The 19,530-nt window shown below is 63.1% G+C and carries 11 protein-coding genes and 3 rRNA genes; 1 reads left to right on the forward strand and 13 read right to left on the reverse strand.

All coding sequences use genetic code 11. From position 1 onward, the window contains the following. Nucleotides 1-19: 19 nt before the first annotated feature. From QF050_RS16490 to QF050_RS16520, 7 genes are read right to left on the reverse strand one after another with little or no spacing between them, the layout of a single operon-like run. Entirely contained in the window at nucleotides 20-1,795 is a 1,776-nt protein-coding gene (locus tag QF050_RS16490) for a CTP synthase (RefSeq protein ID WP_308931385.1), read from the reverse strand. Nucleotides 1,796-1,823: 28 nt separating this feature from the next. After that, nucleotides 1,824-3,563, reverse strand: coding sequence for a DNA repair protein RecN (gene recN, locus QF050_RS16495; RefSeq protein WP_308931386.1), 1,740 nt, complete (start codon nucleotides 3,561-3,563; stop codon nucleotides 1,824-1,826). Nucleotides 3,564-3,567: 4 nt separating this feature from the next. Beyond that, nucleotides 3,568-4,593 carry an NAD kinase gene (locus tag QF050_RS16500; RefSeq protein WP_308931387.1) on the reverse strand — a complete coding sequence of 342 codons (1,026 nt, stop codon included), beginning with the start codon at nucleotides 4,591-4,593 and terminating at the stop codon, nucleotides 3,568-3,570. 13 nt (nucleotides 4,594-4,606) lie between these two features. After that, entirely contained in the window at nucleotides 4,607-5,422 is an 816-nt protein-coding gene (locus tag QF050_RS16505; protein WP_308931388.1) for a TlyA family RNA methyltransferase, read from the reverse strand. Further along, nucleotides 5,422-5,688: a hypothetical protein gene (locus QF050_RS16510; RefSeq protein ID WP_308931389.1), complete on the reverse strand. Its 267-nt coding sequence runs from the start codon at nucleotides 5,686-5,688 to the stop codon at nucleotides 5,422-5,424. The genes QF050_RS16505 and QF050_RS16510 overlap by 1 nt, the downstream gene beginning before the upstream one ends. A gap of 9 nt (nucleotides 5,689-5,697) precedes the next feature. Further along, nucleotides 5,698-6,687 carry an HAD-IIA family hydrolase gene (locus QF050_RS16515; RefSeq protein ID WP_308931390.1) on the reverse strand — a complete coding sequence of 330 codons (990 nt, stop codon included), beginning with the start codon at nucleotides 6,685-6,687 and terminating at the stop codon, nucleotides 5,698-5,700. A gap of 6 nt (nucleotides 6,688-6,693) precedes the next feature. Then, complete coding sequence (locus tag QF050_RS16520) at nucleotides 6,694-7,731, reverse strand: hypothetical protein (RefSeq protein ID WP_308931391.1); 1,038 nt, start codon at nucleotides 7,729-7,731, stop codon at nucleotides 6,694-6,696. Here QF050_RS16520 and QF050_RS16525 point away from each other — a divergent pair. Beyond that, entirely contained in the window at nucleotides 7,627-8,931 is a 1,305-nt protein-coding gene (locus tag QF050_RS16525; protein WP_308931392.1) for a hypothetical protein, read from the forward strand. The genes QF050_RS16520 and QF050_RS16525 overlap by 105 nt on opposite strands. 249 nt (nucleotides 8,932-9,180) lie before the next feature. Here QF050_RS16525 and rrf read toward each other — a convergent pair. From rrf to QF050_RS16555, 6 genes are all read right to left on the reverse strand, one after another. Then, nucleotides 9,181-9,297: ribosomal RNA gene (gene rrf, locus QF050_RS16530) — 5S ribosomal RNA — on the reverse strand. A 162-nt stretch (nucleotides 9,298-9,459) separates the two neighbouring features. Continuing rightward, nucleotides 9,460-12,588 (reverse strand): 23S ribosomal RNA (locus QF050_RS16535). Nucleotides 12,589-13,087: 499 nt separating this feature from the next. Next, nucleotides 13,088-14,611 (reverse strand): 16S ribosomal RNA (locus QF050_RS16540). The 16S, 23S and 5S rRNA genes sit together here, the layout of an rRNA operon. Nucleotides 14,612-15,103: 492 nt before the next feature. After that, nucleotides 15,104-16,417 carry a tyrosine--tRNA ligase gene (gene tyrS, locus QF050_RS16545; protein ID WP_308931393.1) on the reverse strand — a complete coding sequence of 438 codons (1,314 nt, stop codon included), beginning with the start codon at nucleotides 16,415-16,417 and terminating at the stop codon, nucleotides 15,104-15,106. Nucleotides 16,418-16,446: 29 nt separating this feature from the next. Further along, the gene (locus QF050_RS16550) at nucleotides 16,447-18,675 is read right to left on the reverse strand and encodes an AAA family ATPase (protein WP_308931394.1); all 2,229 of its coding nucleotides are present in this window, start codon (nucleotides 18,673-18,675) and stop codon (nucleotides 16,447-16,449) included. A gap of 10 nt (nucleotides 18,676-18,685) precedes the next feature. After that, nucleotides 18,686-19,420: a DNA-3-methyladenine glycosylase gene (locus QF050_RS16555; RefSeq protein WP_308931395.1), complete on the reverse strand. Its 735-nt coding sequence runs from the start codon at nucleotides 19,418-19,420 to the stop codon at nucleotides 18,686-18,688. Nucleotides 19,421-19,530 lie beyond the last annotated feature (110 nt).

Raw genomic sequence — 19,530 nt, forward strand, 5'->3', positions numbered from 1 at the left:
CCTTCTTCTGCTCTATTGACTACTTAGCGGTAACCGTACCGGATGCTACGGGCTTCCCTGCTGCGGGCGCAGCCGTGTCGGCAACAGCCTGCGAACCTGCGCCCTGGTGGTCCAGTGCCGCCTTCACCAGGCCGGTGAACAGCGGGTGCGGACGGGTGGGCCGCGAGCTCAGCTCGGGGTGAGCTTGCGTGGCCACATAATACGGGTGGACGTCGGCAGGCAGTTCAACGAATTCCACCAGCTTGCCGTCCGGGGACGTGCCGGAGAAGATCAGGCCCTTGTCGGCAATCTGCTGGCGGTACTTGTTGTTGACCTCGTAGCGGTGCCGGTGGCGTTCGCTGACGGTGGTCTTGCCGTACGTTCCGGCGATGACCGAGCCTTCGTCAAGCTTGGCTTCGTAAAGGCCCAGGCGCATGGTGCCGCCGAGATCGCCGCCACCCTCGACGTACTCAAGCTGTTCCTCCATGGTGGCGATCACGGGGTACTTGGACTCCGGCTCGAATTCGCTGGAGGATGCGCCCTCCAGACCCACCACGTTCCGGGCGTACTCGATGACCATGCACTGCAGGCCCAGGCACAGGCCCAGGACGGGGAGCTTGGTCTCGCGGGCGAACTTCAGGGCGCCGAGCTTGCCTTCGAGCCCGCGGATGCCGAACCCGCCCGGCACGCAGATGGCGTCGACGCCATCGAGCGCCCTGATGGCACCCTCGCGGGTTTCGCACTCGTCGGACGGGACCCAGCGGATCTTGACCTTGGCCTCGTTGGCGAAGCCGCCGGCACGCAGCGCTTCGGTGACCGAGAGGTAGGCGTCCGGGAGGTCAATGTACTTGCCCACCAGGGCAATTTCGACCTGGTGCTTCGGGTTGTGGACTGCGTCGAGCAGCTTGTCCCAGCTGGTCCAGTCCACATCCTTGAAAGGCAGGTCCAGGGCACGCACGATGTAGGAGTCCAGGCCCTGCGAGTGCAAGGTCTTCGGAATGTCGTAAATGCTGGGAGCGTCCGGGCAGCCGATGACGGCTTCGATGTCGACGTCGCACATGCGGCCGATCTTGGCGCGCATGGCTTCGGGAATTTCGCGGTCCGAACGGATCACGATCGCCTCGGGCTGGATACCGATGGAACGCAGCGCTGCCACGGAGTGCTGCGTGGGCTTGGTCTTCAGTTCCTGCGACGGTCCGATGTACGGAACCAGCGAGACGTGGACGAAGAAGACGTTGCCGCGGCCCACATCCTGGCGGACCTGGCGGGCAGATTCAAGGAACGGCTGGGATTCGATATCGCCGACGGTGCCACCAATTTCGGTGATGATGACATCCGGGGCGTTCTTGCCCTCAGCGGGCAGGCGCATGCGGCGTTTGATTTCATCCGTGATGTGCGGGATGACCTGGACCGTGTCACCAAGGTATTCGCCGCGGCGTTCCTTGGCAATCACGGTGGAGTACACCTGGCCGGTGGTCACGTTCGCGGAACCTTCAAGGTTCTCATCGAGGAAGCGCTCGTAGTGCCCGATGTCGAGGTCCGTCTCGGCGCCGTCGTCGGTGACGAAGACCTCGCCGTGCTGGAAGGGGTTCATTGTGCCCGGATCCACGTTCAGGTAGGGATCGAGCTTCTGCATCGTCACGGACAGGCCGCGGGCCCGGAGCAGGTGACCGAGGCTTGAGGCCGTCAGTCCCTTACCGAGCGAGGACGCCACACCGCCGGTGACGAAAATGTGCTTCGTCGTCTTGGAGGAGCCCGGGAACCGGGAATTTACACGGGAATTTGATCGCTGCACCACGGAATTCGAGCCTATCATCAATTCAGCCTTCCCGTTGTTGCGCCTGTCAGGCCCGCTGGGGCAGCAGCTTGGCGTCGCCCAGCAGTTCCCGGGCGTGGGCCTGCGCCGACTCGGAGTCCTCCTGGCCTGCCAGCATGCGGGCCAGTTCACGGACCCGTCCGGGACCGTCGAGGAGGCGGACATCACTTGATGTGAAGCCGGTGGCGGTTTTGCCGTCCGCTCCCCTGACGGAGGTTTTGGTCACTGTGATGTGCTGGTCAGCGAAAGCGGCCACCTGGGGAAGGTGGGTGACCACCAGCACCTGCACGTGGCGTGCCAGCATTGCCAGCCGCCGGCCAATCTCGACCGCGGCCCGTCCGCCCACGCCGGCGTCCACCTCGTCGAAGACGAACGTCGGGACCGGGTCCACGGCGGCGAGCACTACCTCGATCGCCAGCATGACGCGGGACAATTCACCGCCGGATGCGCCCTTGCCCAGCGGCCGGGCCGGGGCGCCGGAGTGGGGCTGGAGCAGGAAGCTGATCTCGTCCGCGCCGTGCGGCCCCAGCTGTCCGGCAGATTCAAGGTTGATCACCAGCGTGGCGTCCGCCATGGCCAGTGCCTTCAATTCGGCGCTGACGCGGGCCGAGAGGTCCTTGGCGGCCTTGGACCGGATCTTGCTGATGGCCGCAGACTGCTTCTTCAGCTCCGCTTCAGCCCGGACCACCTCGGCGTCCAGCGCTTCGATGCGCGAGGAATCGTCCTGCAGTTCGTCATACCGGACCCGCGCGGTTTCAGCCCACACCAGCACTTCGTCGATGGTGGGCGCGTATTTGCGGACCAGCTTGGCCAGGGCTGCCCTGCGGTCCTCGATCTCGGCCAGCCGTTCCGGCCCCTCCGAGTCCAGTCCAGCCTGGTAGCTGGCAAGTTCCGTGGCGATGTCGTTGAGCAGGAAGCCGACTTCGGCCAGGCGGGCTGCGGCGGAACCGAGCTCGGCATCGTGCTCTGCCACATGTTCCAGGGTTCGCTTGGCCGCATCCACCAAGGTGGTGGCATCCCCGGCTTCACCAAAGTCCTCGGCGATAAGCGCCTGGTGCGCGGTGCTGGCGGCAATCCGCAGTTCTTCGACGTTGGCTAGCTTTACGGCCTCCGCCTTAAGAAGCTCGTCCTCGCCCGGCTGCGGGTCCACGCCGTCGATCTCGGCGAGGGCGGCCTCCAGCGACTCCGCTTCCCGGAGCCGGTCCCGGGCGGCGCTGCGCAGGCTGTCCAGCTCAGCCTGGCTGGCCTTCCACCGGCCGTAAAGATGCTGGTAGGCGGCCAAAGGGCCGGCCAGGGTATCGCCGGCGAATTTGTCCAGCGCCTCGCGCTGGGCTGTGGCGCTCTTGAGGCGGATCTGGTCCGACTGGCCGTGCACCACCACCAGCGACTCGCCGATCTCGGCCAGCACGCCCACCGGAGCGGCCCGGCCGCCCAGGAACGCCCGGCTTCGGCCATCGGCACCCAGGCGACGCGCCAGGATCAGCTCGGCGCCGTCGTCGAACTCTTCTGCTTCCGCGCCGGCATCAAGGGCGCGGGCGATGGCGGGGTGCCCGGCCTCAAGCTTCAGGACTGCCTCGGCCGTGGCGCTCTTTGCGCCGCTGCGGACGGCCCCGGCATCCGACCGGGCCCCCAGCAGGAGGCCGACGGCGGTGACCACCATGGTCTTGCCGGCGCCGGTTTCGCCGGTCACCACGCTCAGCCCCGGACCGAGAGGAAGCGTTGCGTCGGTGATGACGCCCAGATCGCGGATTCTCAGTTCTTCAATCATGGATTCACTTTGCTGTCGACGAATCGGGGTCGCCGCCCGCGCCGTCCGGCTCCGGGACCTGCAGCGGCGGCATGGGCCGTGGCGTACGTACCAGCGGGATGGGTCCCGTGTGCACCGCATCGGCCTTGGGCACGGGGCCCCGCCAGCCGTGGATGGGCAGTTCAAACTTTCGGACCAGGCGGGCGGAGAAGGGGGTCTGGTGGGTGCGGGCCAGCCGTACCGGGATGGCGGATTTGGTCACCTCGACGCGGGCACCGGGCGGCAGGTCCACCGAGCGCCGGCCATCACACCACAGGACGCCCTGCGCGTCGGTCCGGCCGAGCACCTCGACGGCGAGCTTGGACCGGGGCGAGACGACCAGGGGCTTTGCGAACAGCGCGTGCGCACTGATGGGCACGATCACCAGGGCTTCCACCTCCGGCCAGACCACCGGTCCGCCCGCCGAGAACGCGTAGGCCGTGGAGCCGGTGGGGGTGGCCAGCACGATGCCGTCGGAACCGAAGGACGTCAGCGGGCGCTCATCCACTTCGGTGACGACTTCGAGCATCCGTTCGCGGTTGGCCTTCTCGATGGCGGCCTCGTTTAAGGCCCAGGTGTGCCAAATCTTTTGTCCGCGGACCCACACCTGGACATCGATGGTCATCCGCTCTTCAACCGTGTACTCGCGGCTGGCAATCCATTCAACGGTCTGGGCCAGGTCCGCGCGTTCGCTTTCGGCCAGGAAGCCCACGTGCCCCAGGTTGACCCCCAGCAGGGGCACGTCCACCTCGCGGACCAGTTCGGCGGCGCGCAGGATGGTTCCGTCGCCGCCGAGGACCATCACGAGCTCGACGTCGGGCAGCTGGACATGGTCGTGGAGCACCTCCACCGGCTGGGCGAGGTGGCCGAAGAACCGTTCCATGTCCCCCAGCTCGGACTCCTGCATCACGGGGACGATGCCCGAAGCGTGCAGCAGGGCGCAGGCTTCCCAGGCAGCCTTCAGTGATTCCTCGCGGCCAGTGTGGGCAAGGACCAATACACGCCTGCTCATCAGGTTCCGCTCTCTAGTGGTTCGGCCAGATTTGTCCGAGCAACGCAGCGGCTGCTGCCTCTCGCTCTTCGATCTTAGGCAAGTCTTGGGTGTTCCTGCGTCTTATCCACAGGAAGTATTCGACGTTGCCATCCTGTCCCGGAAGCGGGCTGACCGCCAGCCCACACAGGTCCAGCCCGGCGTCCAGCGCTGCCGTGGCGACTTTCTCCACGGCCAGCCGGCGTTCGCGCTCCGATGTGACCACGCCGGTCCTGCCCAGGCGGTCCTTGCCGATCTCGAACTGCGGCTTCACCATGAGCACCAGGTCACCGCCGGGCTCGGTGCAATCCGCCAGCGGCCGCACCACCAGGGTGAGGGAAATAAAGGAGAGGTCGGCGACAGTCAGGGCGCACGTCCCCCCGATGTGCTCCGGTGCCATGTACCGGACATTCATTCCCTCGTGGACTGCCACGCGCGGGTCGTTGCGGAGGTGCGGCACCAATTGGCCGTGCCCGACGTCGACCGCCACCACGTGTGCGGCCCCGCGGCGGAGCAGGACATCGGTGAAGCCGCCGGTGGAGGCGCCGGCGTCGAGGCACCTTTTGCCCTGGACGGTGATGGCCGGGAAGGCATCGAGGGCACCCGCCAGCTTGTGCCCGGCGCGGCTGGCGTAAACGTCCTGGGCATCGTGCTCGACGGCGAGGTCACGGCCGTCGTCGATCTGGAGGGACGCTTTGGCAAGGACCTGGCCGCCGGAGCTGACCTTGCCCTCCGAGATGAGCGAGGCTGCGTGCGTCCGCGACCGTGCCAGCCCGCGCGCCACCAGTGCCTGGTCGAGGCGTACTGGCATCAGGCGTTGCCACCGGTGGCATCACCGACGGCAGGTGTGCCGTCACTGGGGTCGGTGTTGTTGGGGTCGCTGTTGAGCGCGGCCAGCAGCTCATCGTGAAGCCGGCTGTACCGGTCTTCGTGGTCGGCAGTTGGAAGCCGGGGTATCTCCTGCAACCTGGCCACGGCCTGCGCCACGTGTGGATCAGTGATGTCCTGTCCGGGGGCCTGCGGCCACTCAGGAGCAGGCTGGGCTGGCACGTTGTCCGGTTTAGTCAGCTCAGTCATGAAACCATCCTAATGATCCATCCACACCAGCTTGGGCGCCTGCGGGGCCGATGCGTCCGGGGTCGCGGCCCACCAGGCGGCACATGCTGCGCGCCAGGAATCTAGGTTGTCCTTGCCGCCAATGATGCCCACCGCGCCGTTGGCCACGCGTGCCGTCGCGTGGCCGCACGCGTAGGTGCCGTCGTCGTGCGTCACATCCGGGTACGGACGGTGCAGCCCAGCCAGGTTCTCAATGATGTAGTCGGGCCGTTCCGCGGACCGTGCGGCGAGGATGCTTTCGCGGGTATCGACGCCGGTCAGGACGGCGACGGTGGCAAAGTCTGCGTTGTTGCCGCCCAGGATGTCGGTATCCAGGCGGTCCCCCACGACCAGGGGGCGCTCGGCCCCGAGGCGTTTGGCGGCCGAGTGGAACAGCGGTGCCTCGGGTTTTCCGGCAACTTTGGGTTGCTGGCCGGTAGCGGCTGCCACGGCGGCCACCAGGGTGCCGTTCCCCGGTGCGATCCCGCGAGCCTGCGGAATGGACATGTCGGTGTTCGTTGCCACCCAGAGTGCACCGGCGGACACCACATACGCTGCCTCCGCCAGGTCCTTCCAGCCAATGGACGGGCTGAAGCCCTGGACCACGGCCACCGGTTCCTCGTCCTGGCTGCCGACGGGCACCAGGCCCACCAGCTCTATCTCGCGGGCCAGTGCGGAACTTCCGGTGATCAGGACCCGTGATCCGGGTGCAAGCAGCGAGGCCAGCAGTTCCGCTGCCGCTTGGGAGGAGCTGACCACCTGGCTGTCCTCTGCAGGGGCACCGAGTTCACGAAGGTGCGCGGCGACGTCCGCCGGTGAGCGCGAGGCATTGTTCGTTACGTAGCCCAGCCCAATGCCCAGCCCGGAGAGCTGCTTCAGCGCATCCACGGCTCCCGGAATCGCGTGCGGACCGGCATAGACCACGCCATCCAGGTCTGCGAGGAGCGCGTCGAAGCGTGAAACCAGGGAAACGTCACTCATCCGTTGTCAGTCCTCCCGGCGTTCGTCAGTGTTCGGGGCGTTGTCGGCGCCCCCGTCTTCTTCTTGGTCCTCTTCCACGGCGGCGGAATCGAGCTCGTCCTGTTCCACCGAGTCCTGGTCAGATTCGGCGTCGTCGGAGACGAAGTAGTCCGATTCCTGGTCGTCGAGGTTGCTGTCCTGGACAGTCCCGGCCTCAGTGGTGCTTTCAGCGGGAGCGCTTCCCGCCGTTGCAGAGCCTTCGGCGTCAGGGGCTTGCGCTTCCGAGGACTTGGACGCACTGTCCAGCATCCTGCGGCGTACGGCCTCTTCCCGGGCTTCTTCCTCTTCATCCCAGCCGAGGTCGATGATTTCGGGTTCTTCGTCCACGCCCTGGCCGAGGGCGTTTTCGGCAACGACGGCCTGCCTGCTCCACTTCTCCGACTCCGCTTCACGGCCAACTGCGACGAGGGCGTCTGCGTAGGCACGGAACAGCCGTGGACTGTAGGAGAACGCGCGGTTGATGTCCAGCTGCGGGATCTCGAGTTCGGCTACGGCCGCATCCAGCTGACCAAGGTCCGTACGGGCGCCGGCAGCCACGATGGCCAGTTCCACTTTGCCGGGTGCGTCAAGGTCCTGGGCTTCCTCCGAACGGGCGACGTCCAGCGCCCTGTCCGGACGCCCCAGGCCACGTTCGCAGTCGGCCATGACGGGGAGGTGCACGTTGGAGCCGCTGATCCGGCGGAACGTACGGAACTCGCGGAGCGCCTCGCCGTAATGCCCGGCCGCGTAGGCAGTCAGCCCCACCGCTTCACGGACAGCTGCGAGCCGTCCACCGCGCCGGCTGGCGGCCAGGGCATGCTGGAATGCGAGCTCGGGTTCGTCGTCAATCAGCCGGCCGGCCATCACCAGGTGGCGGGCCACCCACTCCGCGCTCTTCGGCTCGAGGGTCTTGATCTGGTGATGCGTGGCACGGTCCAGTTCCTTGCCTGTGACGTCCTCATCGATCTCGGGCGAACGTTCGCGGTCGGGCCTGTTGGCGCTGCGAAGGTCTGCAGCGTTGGGCACGCGGGCGGGTCGCTCGTCCTGGCGGTCGCGGCCAAAACCGCGGGGGCCGGAGCCGCCACGACCGGATTCGGCACGGGAGTCACCGCGATCGAAGCTGCGTGGCGCCCGGTCCTGCCGGTCTCCGAAAGGCTTGCGGTTCTCGCCGCCGCTGAAACCGCGGCGGTCACCCTCGCCGTCACGACGAGGACGGTCGCCAAAGGGCTTACGGTCACGATCACCGAACGGCTTCCGGTCACGGTCACTACCGGCACCACTGAAACCGCGGCGGTCACCCTCGCCGTCACGACGAGGACGGTCGCCAAAGGGCTTACGGTCACGGTCGCCGAAGGGCTTCCGGTCACGGTCACTACCGGCACCACTGAAACCGCGGCGGTCACCCTCGCCGTCACGACGAGGACGGTCGCCAAAGGGCTTCCGGTCACGGTCGCCGAAGGGCTTCCGGTCACGGTCACTACCGGCACCACTGAAACCGCGGCGGTCACCCTCGCCGTCACGACGCGGACGGTCACCAAACGGCTTCCGGTCACGGTCGCCGAAGGGCTTACGGTCACGGTCACTACCGGCACCACTGAAACCGCGGCGGTCACCCTCGCCGTCACGACGCGGACGGTCACCAAACGGCTTCCGGTCACGGTCGCCGAAGGGCTTACGGTCGCGATCGCCACCGGCACCACCACTGAACCCGCGACGGTCACCCTCACCATCACGACGCGGACGATCACCAAACGGCTTCCGGTCACGATCACCGCCGCCTGTAGAGCCGCCGCGGGGATCACGGTCCGACCTGGAGCGGAAGCCACGGGGGTCCCCGCCGGAATTGTTGTTGCCTCGGAAGGCCCCCCGGTCATTGCCGCGGTTGCCACCGTTGTGCTCGGCCATATGGATTCCTCCTGTTGTGAGCCGACCACTGGCGCAACTGCAGCCGCTCGTTTCGTTTCATACGCAACCCGAAATCAAGCGCTTCGAAGTCCGTGTATCTTCATCAATTCTAGTGGAGACGCAAAATCCCCCGGGACAGAGGGAGCCTTGGCGGCCGGATCGTGGCCATCTTCACAACTACGGCTGGGTCCATCCGGCTCTGTCCATCCCCTGTCTGCCTCCGTGCCGGTAACCCCCGCTCACATCCTGCAACTTCTACGCCGATGCCGCTCAGTTTTGACGGGTCCTTTTGGCGGGGGTCAAGGAAGCGGGGTCGCCTGACATTTCTGTCAGAAGTGAACCGGGAGTGCTGAGCCGCCAGCCAAAAGTGAGCGGGCGTTACTGGATCGCCAGCCAAAAGTGAGCGGGCGTTATTGGATCGCCAGCCAGAAGTGACCCCGCGTTACTGGATCGCCAGCCAAACGTGAGCGGGCGTTACTGGATCGCCTGCCAGAAGTGAACGGGCGTGGACTTTGGTTGTTTTAAATGTGGGAGGCCCCAACCGTGTGGTTGGGGCCTCGACCAATGTGTGTCCGGCGGTGTCCTACTCTCCCACACCCTCCCGGGTGCAGTACCATCGGCGCTGTGGGTCTTAGCTTCCGGGTTCGGAATGGGACCGGGCGTTTCCCCCACGCTATGACCGCCGTAACCCTTGTACCCGTCACCAACCCCTGGGGTGGTGTGGGAAAACTGTGGTTACAACATTGTGGTGTTGTTATTCAGTTGTGTTTGGTTCCTGGACCATGAAACCCCGGGTGGGGGTTGTTGGTTGGGAACCACATAGTGGACGCAAGCAGAATGTTTTTCTGTGTGGTGTAAGTTGTTGGCCTATTAGTACCGGTCAGCTTCACGAGTCGTTAGTCCTCGCTTCCACATCCGGCCTATCAACCCAGTGGTCTGGCTGGGGGCCTCTCACACCCGAGGGTGTATGGAAATCTCATCTCGAAGCGAGCTTCCCGCTTAGATGCTTTCAGCGGTTATCCCATCCGAACGTAGCTAATCAGCGGTGCACTTGGCAGTACAACTGACACACCAGAGGTTCGTCCGTCCCGGTCCTCTCGTACTAAGGACAGCCCTTCTCAAATTTCCTGCGCGCGCAGCGGATAGGGACCGAACTGTCTCACGACGTTCTAAACCCAGCTCGCGTACCGCTTTAATGGGCGAACAGCCCAACCCTTGGGACCTACTCCAGCCCCAGGATGCGACGAGCCGACATCGAGGTGCCAAACCATGCCGTCGATATGGACTCTTGGGCAAGATCAGCCTGTTATCCCCGAGGTACCTTTTATCCGTTGAGCGACGGCCATTCCACAATGTACCGCCGGATCACTAGTCCCGACTTTCGTCCCTGCTCGAGATGTCTCTCTCACAGTCAAGCTCCCTTGTGCACTTACACTCGACACCTGATTGCCAACCAGGCTGAGGGAACCTTTGGGCGCCTCCGTTACTTTTTAGGAGGCAACCGCCCCAGTTAAACTACCCATCAGGCACTGTCCCTGACCCGGATTACGGGCCGAAGTTAGATGTCCAAAGTGACCAGAGTGGTATTTCAACGATGACTCCACCCGAACTGGCGTCCGGGCTTCAACGTCTCCCACCTATCCTACACAAGCCACTCCGAACACCAATACCAAACTATAGTAAAGGTCTCGGGGTCTTTCCGTCCTGCTGCGCGTAACGAGCATCTTTACTCGTACTGCAATTTCGCCGAGTTTATGGTTGAGACAGCGGGGAAGTCGTTACTCCATTCGTGCAGGTCGGAACTTACCCGACAAGGAATTTCGCTACCTTAGGATGGTTATAGTTACCACCGCCGTTTACTGGGGCTTAAATTCTCAGCTTCGCCTTGCGGCTAACCGGTCCTCTTAACCTTCCAGCACCGGGCAGGAGTCAGTCCGTATACATCGTCTTGCGACTTCGCACGGACCTGTGTTTTTAGTAAACAGTCGCTTCCCCCTGGTCTCTGCGGCCCCGATCCCCTCCCGGTCGCTAGTACCGTTCAAGGTTGGGGCCCCCCTTCTCCCGAAGTTACGGGGGCATTTTGCCGAGTTCCTTAACCATAATTCTCTCGATCGCCTTAGTATTCTCTACCTGATCACCTGTGTCGGTTTGGGGTACGGGCGGCTAAAACCTCGCGTCGATGCTTTTCTCGGCAGCATAGGATCACCAAATCCCCCCAAACGGGGGTCCCATCAGATCTCAGGCACCATGAGTGGCGGATTTGCCTACCACTCGCCCTACATCCTTAGACCGGGACAACCATCGCCCGGCTCGGCTACCTTCCTGCGTCACACCTGTTAATACGCTTGCCTCCCAGGATCAGGTCCCGCGCTCCACCAAAACCCTCCACCCACAAGGGGTGTCAGGCAGGTCTCGGGCGGTTAGTATCCCCTGTTCAACATGGACGGTTTTTCGCCGGTACGGGAATATCAACCCGTTGTCCATCGACTACGCCTGTCGGCCTCGCCTTAGGTCCCGACTTACCCAGGGCAGATTAGCTTGACCCTGGAACCCTTGATCATTCGGCGGACGGGTTTCTCACCCGTCTTTCGCTACTCATGCCTGCATTCTCACTCGTGTAGGCTCCACCACTGGTTTACACCGCGACTTCACCGCCCACACGACGCTCCCCTACCCATCCAAACACCTGAACCACGAAGGCTTAGTACATGTCTGAATGCCACAACTTCGGCGGTGTACTTGAGCCCCGCTACATTGTCGGCGCGGAATCACTTGACCAGTGAGCTATTACGCACTCTTTTAAGGGTGGCTGCTTCTAAGCCAACCTCCTGGTTGTCTTCGCAACTCCACATCCTTTCCCACTTAGCACACGCTTAGGGGCCTTAGTTGGTGGTCTGGGCTGTTTCCCTCTCGACTATGAAGCTTATCCCCCACAGTCTCACTGCTGCGCTCTCACTTACCGGCATTCGGAGTTTGGCTGACGTCAGTAACCTTGTAGGGCCCATTAGCCATCCAGTAGCTCTACCTCCAGCAAGAAACACGCAACGCTGCACCTAAATGCATTTCGGGGAGAACCAGCTATCACGAAGTTTGATTGGCCTTTCACCCCTACCCACAGCTCATCCCCTCCATTTTCAACTGAAGTGGGTTCGGTCCTCCACGACGTCTTACCGTCGCTTCAACCTGGCCATGGGTAGATCACTTCGCTTCGGGTCTAGATCACGCCACTGCAACGCCCTATTCAGACTCGCTTTCGCTACGGCTGCCCCACACGGGTTAACCTCGCGACGTAACACTAACTCGCAGGCTCATTCTTCAAAAGGCACGCCGTCACCAGAATCAGACTGGCTCCGACGGATTGTAAGCACACGGTTTCAGGTACTGTTTCACTCCCCTCCCGGGGTACTTTTCACCTTTCCCTCACGGTACTGGTCCGCTATCGGTCATTAGGGAGTATTTAGGCTTATCAGGTGGTCCTGACAGATTCGCACGGGATTTCTCGGGCCCCGTACTACTTGGGATACTCTCACAGGCGGCACAAACACATTACGGTTACGGGACTAACACCCTCTCTGGCCGGCCTTTCAAAACCGTTCACCTATGCGCGCACATCACACCCCACCAGCCCGGCAGAACTGGTATGGAAAGTCCCACAACCCCGACCATGCAACGCCCGCCGGCTATCACACATGGAACGGTTTAGCCTGATCCGCGTTCGCTCGCCACTACTAACGGAATCACTATTGTTTTCTCTTCCTGCGGGTACTGAGATGTTTCACTTCCCCGCGTTCCCCCCACGCACCCTATGTGTTCAGGTACGGGTCACCAAGTCACTCGCGCGCTTGGCGGGGTTTCCCCATTCGGACACCCTGGGATCACAGTCCGGTTATCGACTCCCCCAGGCTTATCGCAGATTCCTACGTCCTTCTTCGGCTCCTAATGCCAAGGCATCCACCGTGTGCTCTTAAAAACTTGACCACAAAGATCAAAAAAAATTTCTCGAGAGAACCATGAAAACCGTCCACACCCAAAGATGCGGCCAGATCCAGGTTCATATTCTTGGAAATTGCTTCTTATACAAGATGCTCGCGTCCACTATGTAGTTCTCAAACAACAACCCCAAACCACACACCCCACACACAAGCCCACAACAAAGGAGCCACCATGCATGATCGGTGCAGCCAGGAAACCAGAAACAAAGTCCCACCAACAACCCCCACCAAAGGAGGCCGCCAACAGTCCTGTTGCCTCAGGACCCAACAGTGTGCCAAACACTAAACCGCGCCATCCCCCACCCACCGTTCCAGAACCATCACTGGCCCGTACTAGAGAAGAAGAAAACACCACGGCCGCTATTCATTGATATTCCACCCTTGAGCACCCGCCACGAAACACTCGTCCGTGAAACGGGCCTTTACTCCTGACAACCCCCACCACCAACATGCGTCAGCAGCAGAACATTGTAGGTGCTCCTTAGAAAGGAGGTGATCCAGCCGCACCTTCCGGTACGGCTACCTTGTTACGACTTAGTCCCAATCGCCAGTCCCACCTTCGACAGCTCCCTCCCACAAGGGGTTAGGCCACCGGCTTCGGGTGTTACCAACTTTCGTGACTTGACGGGCGGTGTGTACAAGGCCCGGGAACGTATTCACCGCAGCGTTGCTGATCTGCGATTACTAGCGACTCCGACTTCATGGGGTCGAGTTGCAGACCCCAATCCGAACTGAGACCGGCTTTTTGGGATTAGCTCCACCTCACAGTATCGCAACCCTTTGTACCGGCCATTGTAGCATGCGTGAAGCCCAAGACATAAGGGGCATGATGATTTGACGTCGTCCCCACCTTCCTCCGAGTTGACCCCGGCAGTCTCCTATGAGTCCCCACCATCACGTGCTGGCAACATAGAACGAGGGTTGCGCTCGTTGCGGGACTTAACCCAACATCTCACGACACGAGCTGACGACAACCATGCACCACCTGTAAACCGACCGCAAGCGGGGCACCTGTTTCCAGGCGTTTCCGGTTCATGTCAAGCCTTGGTAAGGTTCTTCGCGTTGCATCGAATTAATCCGCATGCTCCGCCGCTTGTGCGGGCCCCCGTCAATTCCTTTGAGTTTTAGCCTTGCGGCCGTACTCCCCAGGCGGGGCACTTAATGCGTTAGCTACGGCGCGGAAAACGTGGAATGTCCCCCACACCTAGTGCCCAACGTTTACGGCATGGACTACCAGGGTATCTAATCCTGTTCGCTCCCCATGCTTTCGCTCCTCAGCGTCAGTTAATGCCCAGAGACCTGCCTTCGCCATCGGTGTTCCTCCTGATATCTGCGCATTTCACCGCTACACCAGGAATTCCAGTCTCCCCTACATCACTCTAGTCTGCCCGTACCCACCGCAGATCCGGAGTTGAGCCCCGGACTTTCACGGCAGACGCGACAAACCGCCTACGAGCTCTTTACGCCCAATAATTCCGGATAACGCTTGCGCCCTACGTATTACCGCGGCTGCTGGCACGTAGTTAGCCGGCGCTTCTTCTGCAGGTACCGTCACTTTCGCTTCTTCCCTACTGAAAGAGGTTTACAACCCGAAGGCCGTCATCCCTCACGCGGCGTCGCTGCATCAGGCTTGCGCCCATTGTGCAATATTCCCCACTGCTGCCTCCCGTAGGAGTCTGGGCCGTGTCTCAGTCCCAGTGTGGCCGGTCACCCTCTCAGGCCGGCTACCCGTCGTCGCCTTGGTAGGCCATTACCCCACCAACAAGCTGATAGGCCGCGAGTCCATCCAAAACCACAAAAGCTTTCCACCAACCACCATGCGATGGAAGGTCATATCCGGTATTAGACCCAGTTTCCCAGGCTTATCCCAGAGTCAAGGGCAGGTTACTCACGTGTTACTCACCCGTTCGCCACTAATCCCCAGTGCAAGCACCAGTTCATCGTTCGACTTGCATGTGTTAAGCACGCCGCCAGCGTTCATCCTGAGCCAGGATCAAACTCTCCGTTGAAGTAAAACAGACACAACCACGACCACCGGAAATAACGGCAACCACGACTGCACAAAATTTGAAACCAGCTGTAAAAACCATGCCACCACGGGGTGGCGACACAGCCAAAACAACCAATCAATAAAACAATTGGTATCAACAAACTTGGCACACTATTGAGTTCTCAAACAACAGACACATTCGAATATTCCCGGAATAACTCAAACAAATGAATTTCTATTCCGTATTTCTTCGCTGCGATGTTTCCATCTTATTTCATTCATATTCACTTTCGCAAATCCGGTTATTTTCCCGGAATCCACTCGGTGGAATGAATCCGCCCAGCAGAATAAGAAGCAATTTCTCCAGTTCCACGCTGTGCGCGGCAAGAATTGCTTCTCATCAGTTGGGGGTTTGTCGCCACTCGGCGGCGGCGACTCAGAAAACAATACACGCCCACCGGCGGCCGCGCAAATCGGCCGTCGAGAGGCGTGCATGAAGGATCCGAGGGTGCTAAGGAACCAGCACCTCTACGGTGGCCAAGTTCTTCTTGCCCCTGCGCAGGAGCAGGTACTGGCCATGCAGGAGTTCAGACTCGGAAATCACGGCCTCAGGATCCGAGACTTTCTCGTTGTTGACGTAGGCGCCGCCCTCCCCCACGGTCCGACGGGCAGCCGACTTGCTTTCGGAAAGTCCGGATGCCACCAGGAGATCGACAATTCCCATCGCATCCACCTGCACGGTGGTGCTGGGAAGTTCGGAGGTTGCCGCCCGCAGGGTTGCCTCGTCCAGGGCAGCCAGATCGCCGTTGCCGAAGAGCGCCGCCGAAGCGGCAATGACCTTCTCGGTGGCGTCGACGCCGTGGACCAGGGAGGTCACTTCAAAGGCGAGTTTGCGCTGGCCTTCCCGGGCGAAGGGCCGTTCTGCCACCGACGCCGCAATGTCTTCGATCTCGGCGCGGGTCAGGAACGTGAAGACCTTGAGCCGGTCCACAACGTCGGCATCGGCCGTGTTGAGCCAGAACTGGTAGAAGGCGTACGGGCTGCACATGCCGGCATCCAGCCAAATGGCATTGCCCTCGCTCTTGCCAAACTTGGTTCCGTCGGAGTTGGTGATCAGCGGGGTGCCGAGGGCGTGCACGCTCTTGCCCTCCACCTTGCGGATCAGCTCCGTACCGCTGGTGAGGTTGCCCCACTGGTCCGAGCCCCCGGTCTGCAGCACGCAGCCGTAATCGCGGTAGAGCTGGAGGTAGTCCATGCCCTGCAGGATCTGGTAGCTGAATTCGGTGTAGCTGATGCCCTCATCCGAGTTCAGCCGGGACGCCACGGCGTCCTTCCGCAACATGGTGCCCACCCGGAAGTGCTTGCCCACTTCGCGCAGGAAGTCGATGGCGCTCAGCGGCGCTGTCCAGTCCAGGTTGTTCACCATCCTGGCGGCGTTGTCCCCGTCGAAGCTGAGGAAGCGCATGACCTGGGCCTGGAGGTAGCCAACCCACTCCGCCACCGTGTCCTTGGTGTTCAAGGTGCGCTCCGCCGTCGGACGTGGATCGCCAATCATGCCGGTAGAACCGCCCACCAGCCCGAGCGGCTTGTGCCCGGCCAGCTGGAGCCGCCGCATGACCAGCAGCTGGACCAGGTTGCCCAGGTGCAGGCTCGGCGCGGTGGGGTCGAAGCCGCAATAGTACGTGACCGGCCCGTTGGCGAGGAGCTTCTCCAGCTCTGCTTCGTCAGTGGAGACATGGACCAGCCCACGCCACTTCAGTTCCTGCCAAATGTTGGCGAAAGTGGGGTCGTTGCGCTGCGGTTCGAGGTTGTTCAGTTCTGGCACGCTTCCTAAGTTAGCAGTCGGGACCGCGGTCAGCCGGCAATCCCGGCCGGTACGGGTTCGGCGGCAATCAACCGGAGCCGCTGCGTGGCGCGGGTCATGGCGACATAGAGGTCTCCCACTTTGCCGTGCTCGTGGTTGAGCATCACGGACGGTTCAAGGACCACGACGCCGTCGAACTCCAGGCCCTTCGCCTCGCGTGGGCTGATCACCACGATGTCCTGTTCGTAGCTGCCGGCACCGGTGCCGATCCGCCGGCCATATGCCGCTCGCAGGGCGGACGTTGCCTGGGGCAGGAGGTCACCGTCGGCGATGACGGCGAGCAGGCCGCCGTCGAGCGCTCCCAACTCCTCCGGGAGGACCTCGAGGAGCCTGTCCACCACACTTCCGGCAGAAACCTCGTCGATGATCGGTGACCAGCGTCCCTCGCGCACGGCCTTGGGGGCGGATACCACCAGGCCGGCCGCGTTGGCCATCCTGACGGCGGCCTCAGCGATCTGGGAGGGCGTGCGGTAATTCACCGTCAGCTCCTCCAGCTGCCACCGGTCACCGAACATGGGCGCCAGCGCGCTGTGCCACGAGTTGGCGCCGGCCACGGAACTGGTCTGGGCGATGTCCCCCACGATCGTGAAGGACTTCAGCGGGCAGCGCCGGACCAGCAACCGCCACTGCATGGGCGACAATTCCTGCGCCTCGTCCACCACGATGTGCCCGAATGCCCAGGTCCGGTCGCTCGTGGCACGCTCGGCGGCGGTCTGCCGGGCTTCCTGCTCCCGGTTCTGCTCGGCAAGGTCCTCCGCGGACATCAACGGATCCACGCCGGCGGCCTCCATGTTGACCAGGGTCTGTTTTGCGTTGGCCAGGTCCCGGGCCCGGTCGTGTTCCTGCTGCGCCAGACCCCGCCCGGCCGCCGGGTCCAGTTCGCCCAGCAGCTCGGCGGCCTCGTCCAGCAGCGGCACGTCCGATTCGGTCCACGGCGCGTCGGCAGGGCGCAGCAGCAACGCCCGCTCGTCCGGGGTCATGTTGGGCGTACAGAATTCCAGGATTTCCGGCTTGCTGAAGAGATCCGCGATCAGCTTCTCCGGCGTCATGGGCATCCAGCACAGATTCAGTGTGATCCGCACGTCCCGGGCAGTGCGCACGTCCTCGGTAAGGTACGAGCGGTCCGCGTTGTTCCCGATGTTCCCGGCCTCGACGAGTTCGGTCATCTGCTCGGTGAGCTCGCGCAGTAGGATCTTGACGAACGTCACGCGTGCCTCGTTGTACGGCTTCCCGGTGGCGCGCGCCCGTTCCCGGGCACGCCGGACCTGCCTGGGCGTCAAGGTCAGCTTGCGCCCGTCCACCTCCAGGATCCGGTTCCGGGCGGGGACCCGCATCCGGTTGGATACGGCGTTGGCCACGATGGCAGCCATGTCCAGGCGCCCCTTAATGGCGGCCACGTCCGGGTTGGCTTCCGGCACGGCGTGGATGCCCGGCATCAGGCGGCCAACGCTGGCCATGACAACGCCGGTCTCACCGAGTGAGGGCAGCACCCGTTCGATGTATTTCATGAACGACGACGACGGCCCCACCAGCAGCACGCCCGCGCTCTTGAGGCGGTCACGGTGGGTGTAGAGCAGGTAGGCGGCGCGGTGCAGCGCCACAGCAGTCTTGCCGGTGCCAGGCCCGCCCTGGACCACGACGGCGCCGGAGATGGAGGACCGGATGATCCGGTCCTGTTCCGACTGGATGGTGCTGACGATGTCCGACATGCGCCCGGTCCGCTTGGAGTTCAGCGCTGCGAGCAGGGCCCCTTCGCCCTGCAGCGATTCACTGTCCGTCAGCATCCCCGCATCCAGGACGTCATCCTCGATGGCCTTGACTTCGCGGCCCTGCAGGATCAGGTGCCGGCGGCGGCGCACGCCCTGCCGGTCAAAAGCCGTGGCTTGGTAGAAGTGGCCGGCTTCAGGAGCCCGCCAGTCCACCATCAGGCGCTGCAGGTCCTCTGTACTGAGGCCGATCCGGCCAATGTACTGGGCTTCGCCGGAGTCCAGGTCCAGGCGGCCGAACACCAGCCGGTCGTCCACGGCGTCCAACTGGGCCAGCCGGTCCTCGTAAAGGGCCGCGAACGCATCACGTTCGGAAACGTTTTGCATGGTGCCCACGGCTCCGGCACGGCGGACCTGCGCCAGTTGGCGGCGCTTTTCCTCGCGGAGCTCCTCCAGCCGGGCATACAGGCCCGCAACATAGTCCCGTTCGTGGGCCAATTCGGCATCGAGCATCAACGTTCCCCTATCGCGAAAGACAGACCGTCCATTCTACAACCATTTCGATTAACGGAGGCGAAACGTGGTGGCCCCGGGGCGGCCCACCGGCTGCCGGCTTCCGGGCCCGGGGTTTCGCGGCCTTGTATTTGGAGACCGTGGGGTCGCCGGTGAGCCAGAACCGCCACGCGTAGCGGTCCGATCCCCCGGCGCCGGCCACGCCCACCCTCGGACCGGAACTCACGGGACCGCCCGGACCGGAGGGAAGCTGCAGCCCGAAAGGCGGAGCCAGCGCGTCCCGGCCGCTGTCCGCCGTCGTCATTCCCAGGGCCTTGGCCAGGCGGGCCGGCCCGCTGGCGAGGTCGGCGGGGGTTTTCGACGTCGGGCGCCGCCGTTGCGCCACGTCCAGCCCGTCGACGATTTCCCCGGCCCGCAGCAACAGGGCGGATGCAACGCCCTCGGGCCCGCACACAATGTTGGTGCAGTGATGCATGCCGTAGGTGAAGTAGACGTAGAGGTGCCCGGCAGGACCGAACATGGGCGCGTTGCGGGGCGTTGGGCCGCGGTACGTGTGCGAGCCGGGGTCTGGATGCAGGGAGTCCTCCGGCCCCAGGTATGCCTCCACCTCGGTCAGCCGGACGGACACGGTGCCGTCCCGGGATTGGTGGGTCAGCACGGCGCCGAGCAGCTGCGGGGCGAGTTCACGGGCATCCCCGGAGAGGAACTGCCGAAGCGGCCCGGCGCTTGAAGGGCTCTCATCCATTGCTCGACTGTACCCAGAAATCCGGTGTTCCCACGGGAGGAAACGACAATCCGGCATCAGCCACGGCCGTGTCCGATTCCCGCTAGTAGCTGTAGCGTGCGGCTGGCAGG

The organism is Arthrobacter sp. SLBN-112 (assembly GCF_030944625.1).
GTDB lineage: Bacteria > Actinomycetota > Actinomycetes > Actinomycetales > Micrococcaceae > Arthrobacter.